Origin of the sequence: Streptomyces seoulensis, from assembly GCF_004328625.1 — a bacterium.
GTDB classification, from domain to species: domain Bacteria; phylum Actinomycetota; class Actinomycetes; order Streptomycetales; family Streptomycetaceae; genus Streptomyces; species Streptomyces seoulensis.
Genome location: NZ_CP032229.1, coordinates 4345612 through 4364906 on the forward strand (window position 1 = coordinate 4345612; position 19295 = coordinate 4364906).

General features: G+C 71.2%; 12 protein-coding genes. 5 read left to right on the top strand and 7 right to left on the bottom strand.

Annotated elements, in window-relative coordinates; translation table 11 throughout:
- Nucleotides 1-43: 43 nt before the first annotated feature.
- The 3 genes from D0Z67_RS20325 to D0Z67_RS20335 all read left to right on the top strand — a co-directional run bounded on the left by D0Z67_RS20325 (nucleotide 44) and on the right by D0Z67_RS20335 (nucleotide 3207).
- Nucleotides 44-472, top strand: a complete 429-nt coding sequence (locus D0Z67_RS20325; RefSeq protein WP_031181282.1) for a MerR family transcriptional regulator — start codon at nucleotides 44-46, stop codon at nucleotides 470-472.
- Nucleotides 469-801: a thioredoxin family protein gene (locus D0Z67_RS20330; protein WP_031181283.1), complete on the top strand. Its 333-nt coding sequence runs from the start codon at nucleotides 469-471 to the stop codon at nucleotides 799-801. Before D0Z67_RS20325 ends, D0Z67_RS20330 begins: the two co-directional genes overlap by 4 nt.
- 132 nt (nucleotides 802-933) lie before the next feature.
- Complete coding sequence (locus D0Z67_RS20335; RefSeq protein ID WP_199812175.1) at nucleotides 934-3207, top strand: HelD family protein; 2274 nt, start codon at nucleotides 934-936, stop codon at nucleotides 3205-3207.
- Nucleotides 3208-3256: 49 nt separating this feature from the next.
- Here D0Z67_RS20335 and glgB read toward each other — a convergent pair whose 3' ends face one another.
- From glgB to D0Z67_RS20355, 4 genes are all read right to left on the bottom strand, one after another.
- Entirely contained in the window at nucleotides 3257-5611 is a 2355-nt protein-coding gene (gene glgB, locus D0Z67_RS20340) for a 1,4-alpha-glucan branching enzyme (protein WP_078873304.1), read from the bottom strand.
- Nucleotides 5612-5643: 32 nt separating this feature from the next.
- Nucleotides 5644-7038, bottom strand: coding sequence for a maltokinase N-terminal cap-like domain-containing protein (locus D0Z67_RS20345; RefSeq protein ID WP_031181286.1), 1395 nt, complete (start codon nucleotides 7036-7038; stop codon nucleotides 5644-5646).
- 106 nt (nucleotides 7039-7144) lie between these two features.
- Nucleotides 7145-8845, bottom strand: a complete 1701-nt coding sequence (gene treS / locus D0Z67_RS20350; protein ID WP_131589676.1) for a maltose alpha-D-glucosyltransferase — start codon at nucleotides 8843-8845, stop codon at nucleotides 7145-7147.
- Entirely contained in the window at nucleotides 8842-10950 is a 2109-nt protein-coding gene (locus D0Z67_RS20355; RefSeq protein ID WP_131589677.1) for an alpha-1,4-glucan--maltose-1-phosphate maltosyltransferase, read from the bottom strand. Before D0Z67_RS20355 ends, treS begins: the two co-directional genes overlap by 4 nt.
- Nucleotides 10951-11414: 464 nt before the next feature.
- Between D0Z67_RS20355 and D0Z67_RS20360 the strand changes: the two genes are divergently transcribed.
- Together D0Z67_RS20360 and D0Z67_RS20365 are read left to right on the top strand one after the other, a co-directional pair.
- Nucleotides 11415-14042 (top strand): glycosyltransferase family 1 protein, encoded by a 2628-nt coding sequence (locus D0Z67_RS20360; protein ID WP_031181693.1) that lies wholly within the window; start codon nucleotides 11415-11417, stop codon nucleotides 14040-14042.
- Nucleotides 14043-14130: 88 nt separating this feature from the next.
- Entirely contained in the window at nucleotides 14131-14550 is a 420-nt protein-coding gene (locus D0Z67_RS20365) for a hypothetical protein (RefSeq protein ID WP_031181694.1), read from the top strand.
- Here the strand turns inward: D0Z67_RS20365 and D0Z67_RS20370 are convergent.
- The 3 genes from D0Z67_RS20370 to D0Z67_RS20380 all read right to left on the bottom strand — a co-directional run bounded on the left by D0Z67_RS20370 (nucleotide 14547) and on the right by D0Z67_RS20380 (nucleotide 19069).
- Nucleotides 14547-15068, bottom strand: a complete 522-nt coding sequence (locus D0Z67_RS20370; protein WP_031181695.1) for a DUF1990 domain-containing protein — start codon at nucleotides 15066-15068, stop codon at nucleotides 14547-14549. The two genes, D0Z67_RS20365 and D0Z67_RS20370, sit on opposite strands and share 4 nt — an antisense overlap.
- Nucleotides 15069-15138: 70 nt before the next feature.
- Complete coding sequence (locus D0Z67_RS20375; RefSeq protein WP_031181696.1) at nucleotides 15139-16773, bottom strand: M4 family metallopeptidase; 1635 nt, start codon at nucleotides 16771-16773, stop codon at nucleotides 15139-15141.
- Between the two features lie 253 nt (nucleotides 16774-17026).
- Entirely contained in the window at nucleotides 17027-19069 is a 2043-nt protein-coding gene (locus D0Z67_RS20380; protein WP_107059593.1) for a M4 family metallopeptidase, read from the bottom strand.
- Nucleotides 19070-19295 lie beyond the last annotated feature (226 nt).

Consider the following 19295-nt stretch of genomic DNA (forward strand, 5'->3'; position numbering starts at 1 on the left):
CCGCCTTGCCCTGACGCCCACGTCACCCCCTACCGTCAGGCCCATGCGAATCGGTGAGCTGGCCGAGCGTGCCGGGACGACCGTGCGGGCGCTGCGGTACTACGAGACGCGGGGGCTGCTGCCCGCGCGGCGGGATGCCAAGGGGCACCGGTGGTACGACGAGCGGGACCTCACGCTGCTCAGGCAGATCCGCACCCTCAGGGACTTCGGCTTCGAGCTCGAGGAGACCCGCCCCTTCGTGGAGTGTCTGCGGGCCGGGCACGCGGAGGGGGACGCGTGTCCGGCGTCGCGGGACGTGTACCGGCGGAAGCTGGCGGAGCTGGACGGGCTCATCGGGGAGCTGGCGGCGGTGCGGGAGACGGTCGCGGGGCAGTTGCGGCGGGCCGAGGAGGCGCGGGCCGGGCTGGCCGCCGAGGCGCTGGTTCCGGGGGGCCCGGAACCCGTGTGCGAGCTGGGAGGGCGAAAGGCATGAGTGTCATCAGCGGTCTTGACGAGGTCACGGACGCGAATTTCGAGGCGGAGGTGCTCCGGGCCGATCTCCCGGTGCTGGTGCAGTTCACCGCCGACTGGTGCGGGCCCTGCCGGCAGCTCGCGCCGGTGCTGAGGGACATCGCCTTCGCGGAGGGCGACCGGCTGAAGGTGGTCCGGCTCGACGTGGACCGCAACCCCGCCACCACCCTCGCCTACCAGGTGCTCTCCACCCCCACCCTGCTGGTCTTCCAGGACGGTGAGCCGGTGCGCTCCATGGTCGGCGCCCGCCCCAGGCGCAGGCTGCTGGAGGAGCTGGCCGACCTGCTCTGAGCAAGGCCCCGTAAGCAAAGAAATCCCCCGGGCATTGGCGCCCGGGGGATTTCTTTCGGTATATTGGACCGTTCACGACTTCTTTCTGATGCTTTGGCGAAGAAGTCATGCGGAAGCTGATGAGCACAGTATATGCGGGCGGGAGTGGAATTGTCAAACACCGAATTTCCGGACGATGAATTGCGGTTCGAGCAGGAATTCATCGACGGACTCTACGAGCGTGTGGACGAGTTGCGCGGCGACGCCGAGACCGGCGTCAAGGACGCCCTCGCGCAGGGCGACAAGCCCCAGCAGGCACGCCTGGAGCGGGACATCCTGGTCGCCGAGCGCTCCGGGCTGCTCGCCGCGCTGAACTCCGTCGACGGCTCGCTCTGCTTCGGCCGGATCGACCTCGCCGACGGCACCACCCACCACATCGGCCGTATCGGCCTGCGCCGCGAGGACACCGAGCGCACCCCCGTCCTCATCGACTGGCGCGCCGACGTCGCCCGCCCCTTCTACGTGGCCACCGGCCACACCCCGATGGGGCTGCGCCGCCGCCGGCACATCACCAGCGAGGGCCGTACCGTCACCGCGCTGCACGACGAGATCCTCGACCTCGGCGACGACACCCGCACCGGCCACGAGGACCCCACCGGCGACGCCGTCCTGCTCGCCGCGCTGAACACCGCCCGCACCGGCCGCATGAACGACATCGTGCAGACCATCCAGGCCGAGCAGGACGACATCATCCGGGCCCCGCACCGGGGCGTCATGGTGGTCGAGGGCGGCCCCGGCACCGGCAAGACCGCCGTCGCCCTGCACCGCGCCGCCTACCTGCTCTACGAGCACCGCGAACTGCTCGCCCGCCGCGCGGTGCTCATCGTCGGCCCCAACCCCGCCTTCCTCGGCTACATCGGCGAGGTGCTGCCCTCGCTCGGCGAGACCGGCGTCCTGCTGGCCACGGTCGGGGAGCTGTTCCCCGGCGTGAAGGCCACCGCCACCGACACCCCGGAGGCGGCCGTGGTCAAGGGCCGCGCCGAGATGGCCGACGTGCTCGCCGCCGTCGTCGCCGAGCGGCAGGCGCTGCCCGACCCGGTGATCGCCGTCGAGCACGACCGCGAGGTGCTGATGCTCGACGAGGGCCTGGCCGCCACCGCCCGCGAGCGCACCCGCGCGGCCAGGCTGCCGCACAACGCGGCCCGCGAGCACTTCGAGGGGCACATCCTCAACACCCTCACCGACCTGTACGCCGAGCGCGTGGGCACCGACCCCTACGACGGCAGCAGCCTGCTCGACCCCGCCGACATCACCCAGATCCGCGACGAACTCGCCGAGAACCCCGAAGTCTGGGCCGCCATCGACCAGTTGTGGCCCCGGATCACCCCGCGCCGGCTGGTCGCGGACTTCCTCGCCGAGCCCGACGACCACCTCTCGCCCAGGGACGCCGACGCGGTGCGCCGCCCGGTCACCCGCGCCTGGACCGTCGCCGACGTGCCCCTGCTGGACGAGGCCGCCGAACTCCTCGGCGAGGACGACCGATTGGCCCGCGCCCGCGCCGACCGGGAGCGGGAGACGCAGATCGCGTACGCGCAGGGCGTGCTGGACGTGTCGTACGCGTCCCGCACCTACGAGTTCGACGACAAGGAGGAGGACGACCCGGAGTCCTCCGAGGTGCTCTCCGCGCACGACATCATCGACGCCGAGCGGTTCGCCGAGCGGCACGAGGAGGACGACCACCGCAGCGCGGCCGAACGCGCGGCCGCCGACCGTACCTGGGCGTTCGGGCACATCATCGTGGACGAGGCGCAGGAGCTGTCCCCGATGGCGTGGCGGCTGCTGATGCGGCGCAGCCCGACCCGCTCCATGACCCTGGTCGGCGACCCCGCGCAGACCGCCGAGGCGGCCGGGGTCGGCTCCTGGTCGGACATCCTGGAGCCCTATGTCGAGGACCGCTGGGAGCACACCCGGCTCGGGGTCAACTACCGCACCCCGGCCGAGATCATGGACCTGGCCGCCGCCGTGGTCCGCGCCGAGCACCCGGACTTCGAGCCGCCCAGCTCGGTCCGCTCCACCGGCGTACGGCCCTGGGTGCGCGACGCCTCCGGCGACCTGCCCGGCGCGGTCGAGCGGGCGGTGGCCGAGCTGACCCCAGCCGAGGGGCGGCTCGCCGTCATCGCGCCGCGCGCCCTGCACGACGCCCTCGCCGCCCGGCTGGACGGCGTCACGGCGGGCGGCGAGCCCGACCTGACCCGGAACGTGGTCCTGCTCGACCCCCGCCAGTCCAAGGGCCTGGAGTTCGACTCGGTCCTGGTCGTCGACCCCGCCGCCTACGGCACCAGCGACCTCTACGTGGCCCTCACCCGCGCCACCCAGCGCCTCGGTGTACTGCACACCGGCGAGGTCCCGGCGGCGCTGAAGGGGTGACCGGGGTCCGTCCGGGGGCCCGCACACCGGTCCCCGGACGGTCGCGGTCTCAGGCCGGCCGCAGCCACACCGCCGCGAGTGGCGGCAGCGTCAGGCGGATGCTGGCCGGGCGGCCGTGCCAGGGCTGGGGTTCGGGCTTGACCGTGCCCTGGTTGGCCACGTCGCTGCCGCCGTAGCGGGCGAGGTCGGTGTTGAGGGTCTCGTGCCAGGCGGGGATGTCGTCGGGGACGCCGAGGCGGTAGTCGTGGCGGGCCAGCGGGGAGAGGTTGGCGACGCACAGCAGCGGGCCACCCTCGGCGTCACGGCGCAGGAAGGCGAAGACGTTGTCCTCAGCCGCGTCCCCGACGATCCACTCGAACCCCGCCGGATCGGTGTCCCGCTCCCACAGGGCCGGGGTCGCCCGGTACGCGGTGTTCAGGTCGCGGACCAGCTCCCGTACCCCCCGGTGCTCGGACTCGGCGCCGTAGGCCGGGTCCAGCAGCCACCAGTCCGGGCCGTGCGCCTCGGACCACTCGGCGCCCTGCGCGAACTCCTGTCCCATGAAGAGGAGTTGCTTGCCCGGGTGGGCCCACATGAAGGCCAGGTAGGCGCGCAGGTTGGCGCGCTGCTGCCACCAGTCGCCCGGCATCTTGGAGACCAGCGACCGCTTGCCGTGCACGACCTCGTCGTGGGAGATGGGGAGCACGTAGTTCTCGCTGTACGCGTACACCATCGAGAAGGTCATCTCGTGGTGGTGGTACTTGCGGTGCACCGGCTCGTGGCTCATGTACGCCAGCGAGTCGTGCATCCAGCCCATGTTCCACTTCAGCCCGAAGCCCAGCCCGCCGAAGCCGCTCGGCCCCTTGTGGTGGGTCGGCCGGGTCACGCCGTCCCAGGCGGTGGACTCCTCGGCGATGGTGACCACGCCGGGGCAGCGCCGGTAGACGGTGGCGTTCATCTCCTGGAGGAAGGCGACCGCGTCCAGGTTCTCCCGCCCGCCGAACTCGTTCGGCGTCCACTGACCCGCCTCGCGCGAGTAGTCCAGGTAGAGCATCGAGGCGACGGCGTCCACCCGGAGCCCGTCGATGTGGAACTCCTCGCACCAGTACACCGCGTTGGCGACCAGGAAGTTCCGCACCTCGCGCCGCCCGAAGTCGAACTCCAGCGTGCCCCAGTCCGGATGGGCGGCCCGCAGCGGATCACCGTGCTCGTACAGCGGGCGCCCGTCGAACTCGGCCAACGCCCACTCGTCGCGCGGGAAATGGGCGGGCACCCAGTCCATCAGCACCCCGATGCCCGCCTGATGCAGCTTGTCCACCAGGTACTTGAAGTCGTCGGGCGTACCGAGCCGAGCCGTCGGCGCGTAGAACCCGGTGACCTGATACCCCCAGGAACCCCCGAAGGGATGCTCGGCCACCGGCATCAACTCGACGTGGGTGAAGCCGAGATCACCGACGTACGCGGGCAGCTGCTCGGCAAGCTGCCTGTACGTCAGTCCCGGACGCCAGGACGGCAGGTGCACCTCGTACACCGAGAAGGGTGCCTCGTGCACCGGGCGGTCCGCGCGGTGGGCCATCCACTCGGCGTCACCCCACTCGTGGCGGGAGACGTCCACGATCGAGGACGTGGCCGGGGGCACCTCCGTACGGCGGGCCATCGGGTCCGCGCGCAGGGTGTGCGAGCCGTCCGGGCGGGTGATGTCGAACTTGTACAGCTCACCCTCCCCGACCCCCGGCACGAACAGCTCCCACACCCCGGTCGAGCCCAGCGAGCGCATCGGGAAGCCGGTCGCGTCCCAGAAGTCGAAGCCGCCCGCGACCCGCACCCCGAGCGCGTTCGGCGCCCACACCGCGAACCGGGTCCCGGTCACGCCCTGCAGGGTCAGCACCCGCGAGCCGAGCGCCTGCCACAGCTCCTCGTGCCGCCCCTCACCCAGCAGATGCAGGTCCAGCTCGCCGAGCGTCGGCAGGAAGCGGTACGGGTCCTCGGTCTCGTGCGCCGTGCCGTCGTACGACACCAGCAGCCGGTAGGCCGGGACCTCGGTCAGCGGGAGCAGGCCGGAGAAGAAGCCCTGCCCGTCGTCGGTCAGCTCCGCCCGCACGTCGTCGAAGACGACGGTCACCGCTTCCGCGTACGGCCGGAACACCCGGAAGGCGACCCCGCCGGGCACCGGGTGCGCGCCCAGCACGGTGTGCGGGTCGTGATGCGTGCCCGCGAGCAGCCGCTCCCGGTCGGCCGGGGCCAGGGCGGGGGAGACCGCGGGCACCTCCGGCGTACGCGCCTTCGGGATCGCGGGCGCGTTCTCCGGCGAGTCCGCCTGCCTGCCGGGTTTCGCCCGGACCTGCTTCGCCGGGGCCGCCTGCGAGGACTTGGCCTGCTTCTTGCCGGACTTGCTCTTCGGGCCGGCTGGCTTCTTGGACGTCACGGACGAGTCTCCCGGTCGGGGTCAGGTCGGGCTCATGACAGGTCGGGCGTGGCGAGACGGCGCACCGCCGACATCGGGACCGGCAGCCACTCGGGCCGGTGCCGGGCCTCGTAGACGACCTCGTAGATCGCCTTGTCGGTCTCGTACGCGCGCAGCATCACCGGGTCGGTACGGGGGTCGCGGCCGGTGACCTCGGCGTACCCGGTGCAGTAGGCGGCCCGGCAGGCGTGGGCCCAGTCGGGCGCCGGGGTCTTGGCGGAGTGGGCGGCGTAGTCGAAGGAGCGCAGCATGCCCGCGATGTCGCGCACCGCCGGCTGCGGCATGCGCCGCTCGGCCAGCGGGCGGGACGGCTCACCCTCGAAGTCGATCAGCGACCAGCCGTCGCCCGGCGAACGCAGGCACTGCCCGAGGTGCAGATCGCCGTGCACCCGCTGCGCGGTCCAGGTCTGGCCCTCCCGGGCCAGGTCGGCCAGCGCCTCGAAGGCCGAGCGCAGCCCGGTCTCGTACGGCCGCAGCGCGGGCACCGCCTGTACGGCGGCCGTCAGCCGCTCGGTCATCCCGCCTGCCATCAGCTCCAGTTGGGCATGGCCGAGGGTGACGGTCGGCAGGGCGCGGGCGAGCGCGGTGTGCACCTCGGCGGTGGCCCGGCCCAGCTCCCGCGCCTCCCGGGTGAAGTCCTCGCCCTTGGCCAGCTCGCGCAGGGCCAGCTCCCAGCCGTCGCTCGCGCCGTTCATGAAGGGCTGGAGCACCGCGAGGACGTACGGCTCGGTGTCCAGGTCGGCGCGGAGCCAGGCGACCGGCGCGGGCACCCGCGCGCAGCCCTCGCGGGCCAGCGCGAGCGGCAGCTCCAGGTCGGGGTTGACGCCGGGGGTGACCCGGCGCAGCAGCTTGAGGATGAACGTATCTCCGTACACCACCGAGGAGTTGGACTGCTCGGCGGTCATCAGCCGGGCCACCAGCTGGTCCCGGATCTCGTGCGCCGGGTCCCGCTCGAAGCTCAGCGCGCCGACGCGGGCGCCGGTGCGCAGGGCCTCCAGCAGTACCTCGGCGGGCCGGGGGTCGTACAGGGCGTCGTAGACCGTGCGGCCGTCGAGCGGGCCGTCCACGACATGGCCGATCAGCGCGGGCGCCAGCCGGGGTGGCAGCGCCTCGCGCACGCCTATCAGCAACTGGTAGCAGTCACCGGGCTGCGGGAGGGCGCCCGGCACCGGCGGCTGGTGGACGCGTAGAAGTACGTGGTAAAGACCCAACCTCCCCTCAGAAGGCAGGAGTTCGGTGGCGGCCACCAGGTCGAAACCGGTGACCGCGCGCCCCTTCCCGGCGAACCAGCGCTGCCGGGGCAGCCATTCGCGCAACAGGGGATCGAGCGATTCGAGCAGCTCGGTCGTGGTACCTGACGTGCTGGAGGGGGTGACCGTTTCCGCCATGGGCGTCACGTCCTTTCCCCGGGTCGTCGGGGTGTTACTGAACGGTGCCCCGAGCGGGGCGGCGGAAACCGGTGTCCGCCGCCCCGCTCGATCACAAGTGCCCGGACTACACGGCGTCCTGGCGCAGCCGGAACCAGTAGAAGCCGTGCCCGGCCAGGGTCAGCAAATACGGCAGCTCGCCGACGGCCGGGAAGCGCACCCCGCCGAACAGCTCCACCGGGTGCCGCCCGGTGAACTGGCGCAGATCCAGCTCGGTGGGCTGCGCGAACCGCGAGAAGTTGTGCACGCAGACCACGAGGTCGTCCTCGTACTCCCGCAGGAACGCGAGCACCGCCGGGTTGGACGAGACCAGCTCGGTGTACGAGCCCAGTCCGAAGGCGGGGTTCTGCTTGCGGATCTCGATCATGCGGCGGGTCCAGTGCAGGAGGCTGGACGGGGAGGACATGGAGGCTTCGACGTTGGTGACCTGGAAGCCGTGGACGGGGTCCATGATGGTCGGCAGGAACAGCCGGCCGGGGTCGCAGGAGGAGAAGCCGGCGTTGCGGTCGGGGGTCCACTGCATGGGGGTGCGGACGGCGTCGCGGTCGCCGAGCCAGATGTTGTCGCCCATGCCGATCTCGTCGCCGTAGTAGAGGATCGGCGAGCCGGGCAGGGAGAGCAGCAGGGCGGTGAACAGCTCGATCTGGTTGCGGTCGTTGTCGAGGAGGGGGGCGAGGCGGCGGCGGATGCCGATGTTGGCGCGCATACGCGGGTCTTTCGCGTATTCGGCCCACATGTAGTCGCGTTCCTCGTCGGTGACCATTTCGAGGGTCAGCTCGTCGTGGTTGCGCAGGAAGATGCCCCACTGGCAGTTGGTGGGGATGGCGGGGGTCTTGGCGAGGATCTCCGAGACCGGGTAGCGGGACTCGCGGCGGACGGCCATGAAGATGCGGGGCATGACCGGGAAGTGGAAGGCCATGTGGCATTCGTCGCCGCCGGTGGAGTAGTCGCCGAAGTAGTCGACCACGTCCTCGGGCCACTGGTTGGCCTCCGCCAGCACGACTTTGTCGGCGTACTGCTCGTCGACCTCCTTGCGGACCCGCTTCAGGAAGTCATGGGTCTCGGGGAGGTTCTCGCAGTTGGTGCCCTCGCGCTGGTAGAGATACGGCACCGCGTCCAGCCGGAACCCGTCGATGCCGAGGTCCAGCCAGAACTTCAGCGCCGAGATCATCTCCTCCTGCACGGCCGGGTTCTCGTAGTTGAGGTCCGGCTGGTGCGAGAAGAAGCGGTGCCAGTAGTACTGCTTGCGCACCGGGTCGTAGGTCCAGTTCGACGCCTCGGTGTCGACGAAGATGATCCGGGCGTCCTGGTACTGCTTGTCGTCGTCGGCCCAGACGTAGTAATCCCCGTACGGGCCGTCGGGGTTGTTGCGGGACTCCTGGAACCACGGGTGCTGGTCGCTGGTGTGGTTCATGACGAAGTCGATGATGACGCGCATGCCCCGCTGGTGGGTGGCGTCGACGAACTCCACGAAGTCCGCGAGGTCCCCGAACTCGGGGAGCACTGCCGTGTAGTCCGAGACGTCGTAACCGCCGTCGCGCAAGGGGGACTTGAAGAACGGCGGGAGCCAGAGGCAGTCCACGCCGAGCCATTGCAGATAGTCGAGTTTGGCGGTCAGACCCTTGAGGTCACCGACGCCGTCGCCGTTGCTGTCCTGGAAGGAACGGACCAGGACCTCGTAGAAGACGGCACGTTTGAACCATTCCGGGTCCCGGTCCTTGGCCGGGGTGTCCTCGAAGGTGTCGGGAACGGGCTCGTTGACGATCATATGGCGGGTGACCCTCCGATCCGCGGGTTGGACGGTCGCAGAACCGAGAACACATGCGCGGGTCGACGACCCGGTTCGAGTCGCACATAGTTGGCCCTGCCCCAGTGATAGGACTCGCCGGTGAGCAGGTCGCGCACCGGCACCGACTCGTGCCAGTCGAGGCCGAGTTGCGGCATGTCCAACGAGACCGTGGCCTCCTGGGTGTGGTGCGGGTCGAGGTTGGCGACCACCAGAACCGTGTTCGAACCACTGCGCTTGGAGTAGACGATCACTCCGTCCTGGTCCGCGTGGTGGAAGTGGATGTCCCTGAGCTGGTGCAGTGCCGGGTTCTCCCGGCGGATCTGGTTGAGCCGGGTGATGAGGGGGGCGATGGTGCGGCCCTCGCGGGCGGCCGCCTCCCAGTCCCTCGGCCTGAGCTGGTACTTCTCCGAGTCCCAGTACTCCTCGCTACCCGACTTCAACGGCTCGTTCTCACACAGCTCGTAGCCGCTGTAGATGCCCCAGGTGGGGGAGAGGGTCGCCGCGAGGATCGCGCGCACCTCGAAGGCCGGGCGCCCGCCCTGCTGGAGATAGGCGTGCAGGATGTCCGGGGTGTTGGCGAAGAAGTTGGGCCGCATGTAGGCGGCCGCCTCCCCCGAGAGTTCGGTGAGGTACTCCGTCAACTCCTGTTTGTCGTTACGCCAGGTGAAGTAGGTGTACGACTGCTGGAAGCCGACCTGGGCGAGGGTGTGCATCATCGCCGGGCGGGTGAACGCCTCCGCCAGGAAGATGACATCGGGGTCGGCGCGGTTGATCTCGCCGATCACGCGCTCCCAGAACACCACGGGCTTGGTGTGCGGGTTGTCGACGCGGAAGATGCGGACACCGTGCTCCATCCAGTGCCGGAGCACCCGCACGGTCTCGGTGACCAGGCCGTCCATGTCGGCGTCGAAGGCGATGGGATAGATGTCCTGGTACTTCTTCGGCGGGTTCTCGGCGTACGCGATCGTGCCGTCGGGGCGGTGGTGGAACCACTGGGGGTACTTCTCCACCCACGGGTGGTCCGGGGAGCACTGCAACGCGAAGTCCAGGGCCACCTCCAGGCCCAACTCCCGTGCCCGGTCCACGAAGTGCTCGAAGTCGTCCAGGGTGCCGAGATCCGGGTGGACGGCGTCGTGGCCGCCCTCCGGGGAGCCGATCGCCCACGGCACGCCGACGTCGTCCGGGGTCGCGGTCAGGGTGTTGTTGCGGCCCTTTCGGTGCGTGGTCCCGATCGGGTGGATCGGCGGGAGGTACACCACGTCGAAGCCCATCTCCGCGATGGCCTCCAGACGCTTCTCCGCCGTCCGGAAGGTGCCGTGCGGCTGGTCGACCGTGCCCTCGGAGCGTGGGAAGAACTCGTACCAGGAGCCGTACAGCGCCCGCTGGCGCTCCACCAGCAGGGGGAGCGGGTCGGAGGCCGTGACCAGTTCGCGCAGGGGGTGGCGGGACAGCACCTCGGAGACCTCCGGGGCCAGGGCCGAGGCCAGCCGCCAGGCGGCCGGGCGGTCCTCGTCGCGCAGGGCCGTGACCACGTCCAGCACGGTGGCCCGGTGCTCCGCCGGGACCCCGGCCGCCGCACGCTCGTACAGCAGCGCGCCCTCCTCCAGCACCGCCTCGGTGTCGATGCCGGCCGGGATCTTGATCTCGGCGGTGTGGCGCCAGGTGGCGACCGGGTCGGACCACGCCTCCACCGAGTAGGTCCAGTTTCCGGGCCGGTCCGCGCTGACCGTGGCGCCCCAGCGGTCGGTGCCGGGGGCGAGTTCGCGCATCGGGGTGAAGGGGCCGGGGCGGCCCTCCGGGTCGCGCAGCACGACATCGGCGGCGACCGCGTCGTGCCCCTCGCGGAACACCGTGGCCGACACCTCGAAGACCTCGCCGGCCACCGCCTTCGCGGGCCTGCGCCCGCCCTGGACCACCGGCCGCACGTCCAGGACCGGGATACGGCCCGTCACGGGCCGGTCTCCTTCCGGCCCGGCGGTCCGGGGCGGGTCCGGGGGTGGCGCCTTGCGGGCCGGCCGGGCCGGTTTTCTGCCGGCCGCCTTGCCGGGGGTCACCGGTGCTGACGAGTGGTGCGTGGCGGGCATGACCGCTCCTGTCCGCGTCGACATGGGTGTGGGCCGGGTGTGCGGGCGACGGTTCCTGCTGCGGTGCTGTGGTGCCTGGTGCGTCGTACCGGGGGAGCCTTCCCACCCGGTTCGGGTGGGCAATCCGGAACTTTGGTTAACTACTCGCGCGTACAGCTGTGTACGAGCCCGGCCTTACGTCTCCCGGATTCCCGCCCGGCGTGCCTTGACTCCCCCCGGTACGGCGGGGTTCGGCCAAATCCCGGTGCTTCTCGGTGCCTCTCGGTGTCTCTTGGTGCTTCCCGGCGCTTGCGCCCCCCGCGCCCCTCGTCCGCGCTCCTTTCCCCTGCGTACCGGATGTGCCGTATTCGGGCCGCTTCACCCGGATGCGTCCTCGGTGACGCCTCGGTAACCACTACCGTCGACAATGACGACGAGACGTACAGCGCCGTGCGTCTCACCATGCGACGCGTCCGAGGTGGAATGTGAAGGCGATCCGTCGGTTCACCGTCCGTCCAGTTCTCCCCGAACCCCTCCGGCCGCTCAGCGACCTGGCGCGCAACCTGCGCTGGTCCTGGCATGCGGAGACGCGCGACCTGTTCCAGTCCGTCGACCCCGGGCACTGGGCCGCCGCCGAGGGCGACCCGGTGCGGCTGCTGGGCCGGGTGAGCCCCGCCCGGCTCGCCGAACTGGCGGAGGACCGGCGCTTCCTGCGCCGCCTGACCGCGGTCGCCGACGACCTGAACGACTACGTGACCGGCGACCGCTGGTACCAGCAGCAGGGCGACGGGCTGCCCGCGGCGGTCGCGTACTTCTCGCCCGAGTTCGGCATCACCGCGGCCCTGCCCCAGTACTCCGGCGGCCTCGGCATCCTGGCCGGCGACCACCTCAAGGCCGCCAGCGACCTGGGCGCCCCGCTGATCGGCGTCGGGCTGCTCTACCGGCACGGCTACTTCCGCCAGACCCTCTCGCGCGATGGCTGGCAGCAGGAGCACTACCCCGTCCTCGACCCCAACGAGCTGCCCCTCACCCAGCTCAAGGAGGACGACGGCACCCCCGCCCGCGTCTCCCTCGCCCTGCCCGGCGGCCGCGCCCTGCACGCCCGGATCTGGGTGGCGCAGGTGGGCCGGGTCCCGCTGCTGCTGCTCGACTCCGACGTGGAGGAGAACGACCCCGCCGAACGCGGCGTCACCGACCGGCTCTACGGCGGCGGCAGCGAACACCGGCTGCTCCAGGAGATGCTGCTCGGCATAGGAGGTGTCCGCGCGGTGCGCGCCTACTGCCGGCTCACCGGGCACGCCGAGCCGGAGGTGTTCCACACCAACGAGGGGCACGCCGGGTTCCTCGGTCTTGAGCGGATCGCCGAACTGGGCAGGCCGGACAAGGGGAGCCTGGACTTCGACGCCGCGCTGGAGACCGTACGGGCCGGGACGGTGTTCACCACGCACACCCCCGTGCCCGCGGGGATCGACCGCTTCGACCGGGAGCTGGTCGCCCGGCACTTCGGGCCCGACGCCGAGCTGTCCGGGCTCGACCCGCGCCGGGTGCTGGGGCTGGGCACGGAGACGTACCCCGGCGGCGAGCCGGGCCTGTTCAACATGGCCGTGATGGGCCTGCGCCTGGCCCAGCGGGCCAACGGGGTGTCCCTGCTGCACGGCCAGGTCAGCCGGGAGATGTTCGCCGGGCTCTGGCCGGGGTTCGACGCCGAGGAGGTGCCGATCACCTCGGTCACCAACGGCGTGCACGCCCCGACCTGGGTCGCCCCCGAGGTGCTGCGGCTCGGCTCCCGGCAGCTCGGTGTGCAGCGGGCCGAGGACGCGCTGACCGTCGGCGGCTCCGAGCGCTGGGACGCGGTCGCGGAGATCCCGGACCAGGAGATCTGGGAGCTGCGCCGCACCCTGCGCGAACAGCTCGTGCTGGAGGTACGGTCCCGGCTGCGCGCCTCCTGGCGGCAGCGCGGGGCGGCCGACGCCGAGCTGGGCTGGATCGACGGGGTGCTCGACCCGGACGTGCTCACCATCGGGTTCGCCCGGCGCGTGCCGTCGTACAAGCGGCTGACGCTGATGCTGCGGGACAAGGAGCGGCTGACCGAGCTGCTGCTGCATCCGCAGCGGCCGGTGCAGATCGTGGTGGCGGGCAAGGCGCACCCGGCGGACGACGGCGGCAAGAAGCTCGTCCAGGAACTGGTGCGGTTCGCGGACGACCCGCGCGTGCGGCACCGGATCGTGTTCCTGCCCGACTACGGCATGGGGATGGCGCAGAAGCTCTACCCCGGCTGCGACATCTGGCTGAACAACCCGCTGCGCCCGCTGGAAGCCTGCGGCACCTCCGGGATGAAGGCCGCGCTCAACGGCTGTCTCAACCTCTCGGTGCTGGACGGCTGGTGGGACGAGTGGTTCCAGCCCGACTTCGGCTGGGCCATCCCCACGGCGGACGGCGCGTCCACCGACCACGAGCGCCGGGACGACATCGAGGCCGCCGCGCTGTACGAACTGCTGGAGGGCCGGGTCACCGCCCGTTTCTACGAGCGCGGCCGGGCCTCGCTGCCCGACCGGTGGATCGAGATGGTCCGCCAGACCCTCACCCTGCTCGGCCCGAAGGTGCTGGCCGGCCGCATGGTCCGCGAGTACGTCGAGCGGCTCTACGCCCCGGCCGCCCAGGCCCACCGCGCCCTCGCCCCGGACACCGCGCGCGAACTGGCGGGCTGGAAGGCGCGGGTGCGTTCCGCCTGGCCGGGGGTGAGCGTGGACCACGTGGAGACCACCGCGCCCACCGCCACGGCGGAGCTGGGCTCCAGTGTCGTGCTCCGCGTGCGGGTGGGGCTCGGCGAGCTGACCCCGGACGACGTGGAGGTCCAGGTGGTGTCCGGCCGGGTCGACTCCGGCGACCGCATCACCGACGCGAGCACGGTCCCGCTGAAGCCGGTCGGCAACCCCGACCTGGAGGGCCGCTGGCTCTACGAGGGCCCCCTCTTCCTCGACCGCACCGGCCCCTTCGGCTACACCGTCCGCATCCTCCCCACCCACCGCCTCCTCGCCTCCACAGCGGAAACCGGCCTCGTGACCGCACCGCCGGAGGAGGCGGTGGAATCGGCGGGGGTGCTGTTGCGCTGAGGGTCCGCCGTCGGAGGGTGGGCCGTACCGTTCACCCTCCGACACTCTCCGACAGCCTCCGACGACGGAGACGGACTCGCAAGCCCTCATGTCCAGCTACTGGTTCGCGGCCGTCCGCCGGCTCTCCGTCGCCCTGGTCGCCGTGGTGCTCATCGTCGGCGGTGCCGCCGTCGTGCCGAGTACCGGGCGGGTCGAGGTGCCCAAACGGCCCGGGACCACGGCGTACGAGGTGACGGACACCGTGCTGCACACGCTCAAGGGGGTGCCCGCGCCCCGGGTGGGGGAGGTCGTGGAGTTCACGCACGGCAGGCTGGCCGTGCGGTACGGCGGGCCCGGTGGCATCGACGTGGCGCTGGGGGTCACCGTCACGACGGACCGGGACCGCGCCACCGTGGAGATGACGGCCGGCCCCGTCGGCGCCCGGAAGAAGCTGGACGGCGGGGGCTCCTGGAGCGTGCTGACCGCCGTCGAGCCCGCGGTGCGGGACGCGCCGGCCGCAGAGGTCTAGCTCTCGTCCTCGTCCGCGCACAGCCGCTTCAGGGTGGCGCCGCAGCGGCGGGCGTAGGCGTGCTGGAGGGCTCGGGCCACAGGGCCGGCGGTGCGGGTGTACCACTTGGCGGGGCGGCTGTAGGCGGCGACCGTGAGCCAGACGGTGCCGTCGCCGGTGCGCTCGACGACGAAGGCTTCCTCGCCGTCCTCCGGGTGGCCGGGCAGCGTGCCGTAGGCCCAGCCCGCGCGGCGGGGCTCGTCCGCGGTCCAGACGACCCGGCAGGGGGCCTTGATCAGGCCCGCGAGGCTGACCATGACCTCGGCTCCGGGGGCCGCGCGCTCGGCGGTGGTCTCGATGCCGACGCCCATCGCCCGGTGCATCTCCCAGGTGAGGACCGCCTCCGTGGCCCGGCGGAAGACACCCGGACCCTCGCCGATGCGGGTGCGGGAGAAGAGGTGGTGGAAGCCGGGCGGGCAGACGGCGAGATCGTCGCGGGTCGCGCCGACCGGCTCGTAGGTGAAGGGCGCCGAGGACATGGGCACCAGACTAGGGCGCCCCCCGGAAGATCACCTTCCCAGGGGGCGCCCAGTCTCAACTACTGATACTTCAGCTGACGTTGACGCCGGACCAGGCCGCTGCCACCGCGTTGTACTCGGCGCTGCCGGAGCCGTAGAGCGCGGAGGCCGCGTTCAGCGTCGCCGTGCGGGCCGCCTTGTAGTTGGTGGTGGAGGTCATGTACGTGGTCAGCGCCTTGTACCAGATCTGGAGCGCCTTGGCGCGCCCGATGCCGGTGACCGTGGAGCCGTTGTAGGTCGGGGAGTTGTACGAGACCCCGTTGATCGTCTTCGCGCCGCTGCCCTCGGACAGCAGGTAGAAGAAGTGGTTGGCGACGCCGGACGAGTAGTGCACGTCCTTGTTGCCGACCGAGGAGGACCAGTAGTCGGCCGAGCCGCCGTCCTTGCTGGGCTTGTCCATGTAGCGCAGCGGGGTGCCGTCGCCGTTGATGTCGATCTTCTCGCCGATGAGGTAGTCACCGGGGTCGGAGGCGTTGTTGGCGTAGAACTCCACGCCGGTGCCGAAGATGTCCGAGGTGGCCTCGTTCAGGCCGCCGGACTCGCCCGAGTAGTTCAGGCCGGCGGTGTTGGAGGTGACACCGTGGCTCATCTCGTGGCCCGCGACGTCCAGCGAGGTCAGCGGGTCGACGTTGCCGGAGCCGTCGCCGTAGGTCATGCAGAAGCAGGAGTCGTCCCAGAACGCGTTCACGTAGGCGTTGCCGTAGTGGACGCGGGAGTAGGCGCCGACGCCGTTGTTCTTGATGCCGTTGCGGCCGAACGTGTTCTTGTAGAAGTCCCAGGTCTCCGCCGCGCCGTAGGCGGCGTCGGCGGCCGCGGTCTGGTCGGAGGAGGAGCTGGAGGCGGTGCCGGTGCCGAAGACGTTGGTGGTGCTGGACACCAGGGTGCCCGTGCCGGACGTCTTGCGGGCCAGGTTGTAGGTCTTGTGGTTGCCCCGGGCGCTGTCGGTGAGCTGGTACGTCGAGCCCGACTGCACGGAGTTGAGGGTGACCGTGCCGGAGTACAGCGTCTTGCCGGTCGCGTTCTCGACGCCCTGGTACTCGAAGAGCTTCTTGCCGGTGGCGGCGTCGGTGATGACGTGCAGCTGGTTCGGGGTGCCGTCGTCCTGGAGGCCGCCGACGACCGTCTCGTAGGCGAGGACGGGCTTGCCGGAGCCGGCCCAGATGACCTTGCGGGCACCGTCCGAGGCGGACTTGGCGGAGCCGAGGGTCTTCGCGGCGCCGACGGCCTGCTTCTCCGCCTTGGCCGCGGTGATCTGCGGCTTCAGCGAGGCCACCTTGATGGCCGCCTTGGTGGCCTTGGTGACGCCCTCGGCCTTGCCGGACTTGGCGGTGTGCACCACGAGGTCGCCGCCGAGGACCGGCAGGCCCGCGTAGGTGCGCTCGTAACGGGTGTGCACGGTGCCGTCGACGTCCTTGACGACGTCTCTGACCACCAGCTTCTCCTTGGCGCCGAGACCTATGCGCTGGGCGGTCTCCGGGGCGTCGGACTGCGCCTGCTGGATCAGCGTGGTGCGTGCCGAGGCCGACAGCAGCGTCGGGGCACCGGCCAGGGTCTTGTTCTCGGCGCTCGCGCTGGAGGACATGCCCGTGGAGAGAAGGGCACCGGCGGCGACGGCGGTGGCGATGACGAGCGTGGTGCGCTTGTGACGCGCGTAGAGAGGGCTCACAGTAGCTCCTTGACGTGGGGGCGTCGGCCAGCGTGGGGTCACTGGCCGGGTGGTGCGTACTGAAGTCGCTGTGCTGCGGCGGGTGGGGAGAGCGTGGCACCAGGGACGCGTACATGTCATGACCCTGTGGTGATGTTGGCTGAAACACTGCGTCTTGATGTTGTTGCGGGCGTGTGAACGGGGGCCGTCCGGAGGGCTGTTCACCCTCCGGACGGCACCCGTTCACCGGCCGCGAGGGGCGGCGGAGGGTGGTCTACGGGAAGGTGACCTTCCATGAGTTGAGGGTGCCCTTGTCCTGCGCAGCCTGGTCCTGCACCTTCAATTTCCAGGTTCCGTCGGCGGGTTCGGCCGATGCATCGACGGTGTAGGTCTCGTCCACGTCGTCCCCGGAGTCCGAGGAACTGAAGTTCTTCAGCCGGTACGAGGTGCCCGACGGGCCGACCAGGTCGATCACCAGGTCACCCCGCCAGGTGTGGGTGATGTTCACGGCCACGCGCAAGTTGCTTGGCGCGTTTCCGCTCCTGCCGGTGACCGTGATGTCCGAGGTGATCGCGGGACCGTTGTCCGGGATCGCCACCGGCGTGGTGGATTCGTACGAGGTGCCCGTGTCGCCGCCGGGCCGGGTGCCGACCCCGACGCCCGCCCAGGCGTCCTGCACGGCCGCGTACTCGGCGCTCGTGGTGCCGTACAGCTCACCGGCGGCGGCCAGGGTGCCGGTGCGGGCGCCGGAGTAGTTGGTGGTGGAGGTCCACTTGGTGGTGAGCGCCCGGTACCAGATCTGGAGGGCCTTGTCCCGGCCGATGCCGGTGACCGGGAGACCGTCGGCGGTGGGGGAGTCGTAGGAGACCCCGTCGATCACCTTGGCGCCGCTGCCCTCGCTCAGCAGATAGAAGAAGTGGTTCGCCGGGCCGGACGAGTAGTGCACGTCCACCCCGCCGATACCGGAGTACCAACTGTCCTTGGACGCGCCGTCCTTGCTCGGCTTGTCCATGTAACGCAGCGGGGTGCCGTCGCCGTTGATGTCGATCTTCTCGCCGATGAGGTAGTCACCGGGGTCGGCGGCACTGTTGGCGAAGAACTCCACGCCGGTGCCGAAGATGTCGGAGGTCGCCTCGTTCAACCCGCCCGACTCACCGCTGTAGTTGAGCCCGGCCGTGTTGGAGGTGACGCCGTGGCTCATCTCGTGCCCGGCCACGTCCAGCGCGGTCAGCGGGTCCGCGTTGCCCGAGCCGTCGCCGTAGGTCATGCAGAAGCAGGAGTCGCTCCAGAAGGCGTTCACATACGAATTCCCGTAGTGCACACGGGAGTAGGCGCCCACCCCGTTGTTCTTGATACCGCTGCGGCCGAACGTGTCCTGGTAGAAGTCCCAGGTGACCGCCGCCCCGTAGTGCGCGTCCGCGCCCGCCGTCGCCGGGTCGGAGACGGTGCCGTTGCCCCAGGTGTCCGTGGACTGCGAGAACAGGGTGCCGGTGCCGGAGGTGCCCCGGTTGAGGTTGTACGTCTTGTGGCCGCCCCGGTCGCCGTCGGTCAGGGTGTACGTGGAGCCGGACTGGGTGGTGGTGAGCGGGACCTGGCCGCTGTACTGGGTGTTGCCGACGCCGGTGCGGACGCCCTGGTACTCGTAGAGCTTCTTGCCGGTGGTGGCGTCGGTGATGACGTGCAGCTCGTTCGGGGTGCCGTCGTCCTGGAGGCCGCCGACCACCGTCTCGTGGGCGAGGACCGGCTTGCCGGTGGCGGCCCAGATGACCGTGCGCACGCTGTCGGCGGCCGGCCTGGTGCCACCGAGCGCCTTGGCGCGGGCCACCGCCTGCCGCTCCGCCGTGGCCTTCGGTACGGCCGGGGTGAGACCGGTGACCTTCAGGGCGGCACCGGACGCCTTCACCACGCGCCTGGTCGCGCCCGAGGGTGCGGTGTCCACGATCAGGTCGCCGCCGAGCACGGGCAGGCCCGCGTAGGTGCGCTCGTAGCGGGTGTGCAGGGTGCCGTCGCCGTCCTTGACGACATCGCGGGCGACGAGCTTCTCCCGGGCGCCGAGCCCGATCGAGCGGGCCGTGTCGGTCCGGCCGGCGTCGGCGTCCCGGATCAGTCCGGCGCGCTGGGCGGCGGTGAGGCGTACGGAGGTGTGGGCGGGGTCGGCCTTGCCCGGCCGGGGTGCGGCCGAGGCCGCGGTCGCCGCGCCGGACTGGACGGCGGCGGCGATGAGCGCGGCGACACCGGCCAGGGCGACGGTGGCGGTACGGCGGCGCGGGGAGACACGTCTGAGGGCGGGGGTGCTGGAGGGGCTGCTGCTCAACACTGACTCCTTCTGCGTGGCCGCCGGTCGCGCGGCCGAGGGAGACCGGACGGGGGGATGGGGCGTCCGGGGCAGAACAGGGCGGTGCGGGGCGCGCGTCGGGGCGCGGGGTGGCGCGGGACGCGTGAGCGCTGTGCGGTCGCTGTGAGTCGGTCGTGGGAAGAGTGACAGGGGAGCGGGGGGCCTGTCAGGAGCGCGTCGGGAAGTTGGCCGGAAGGCGTGCCTCCCG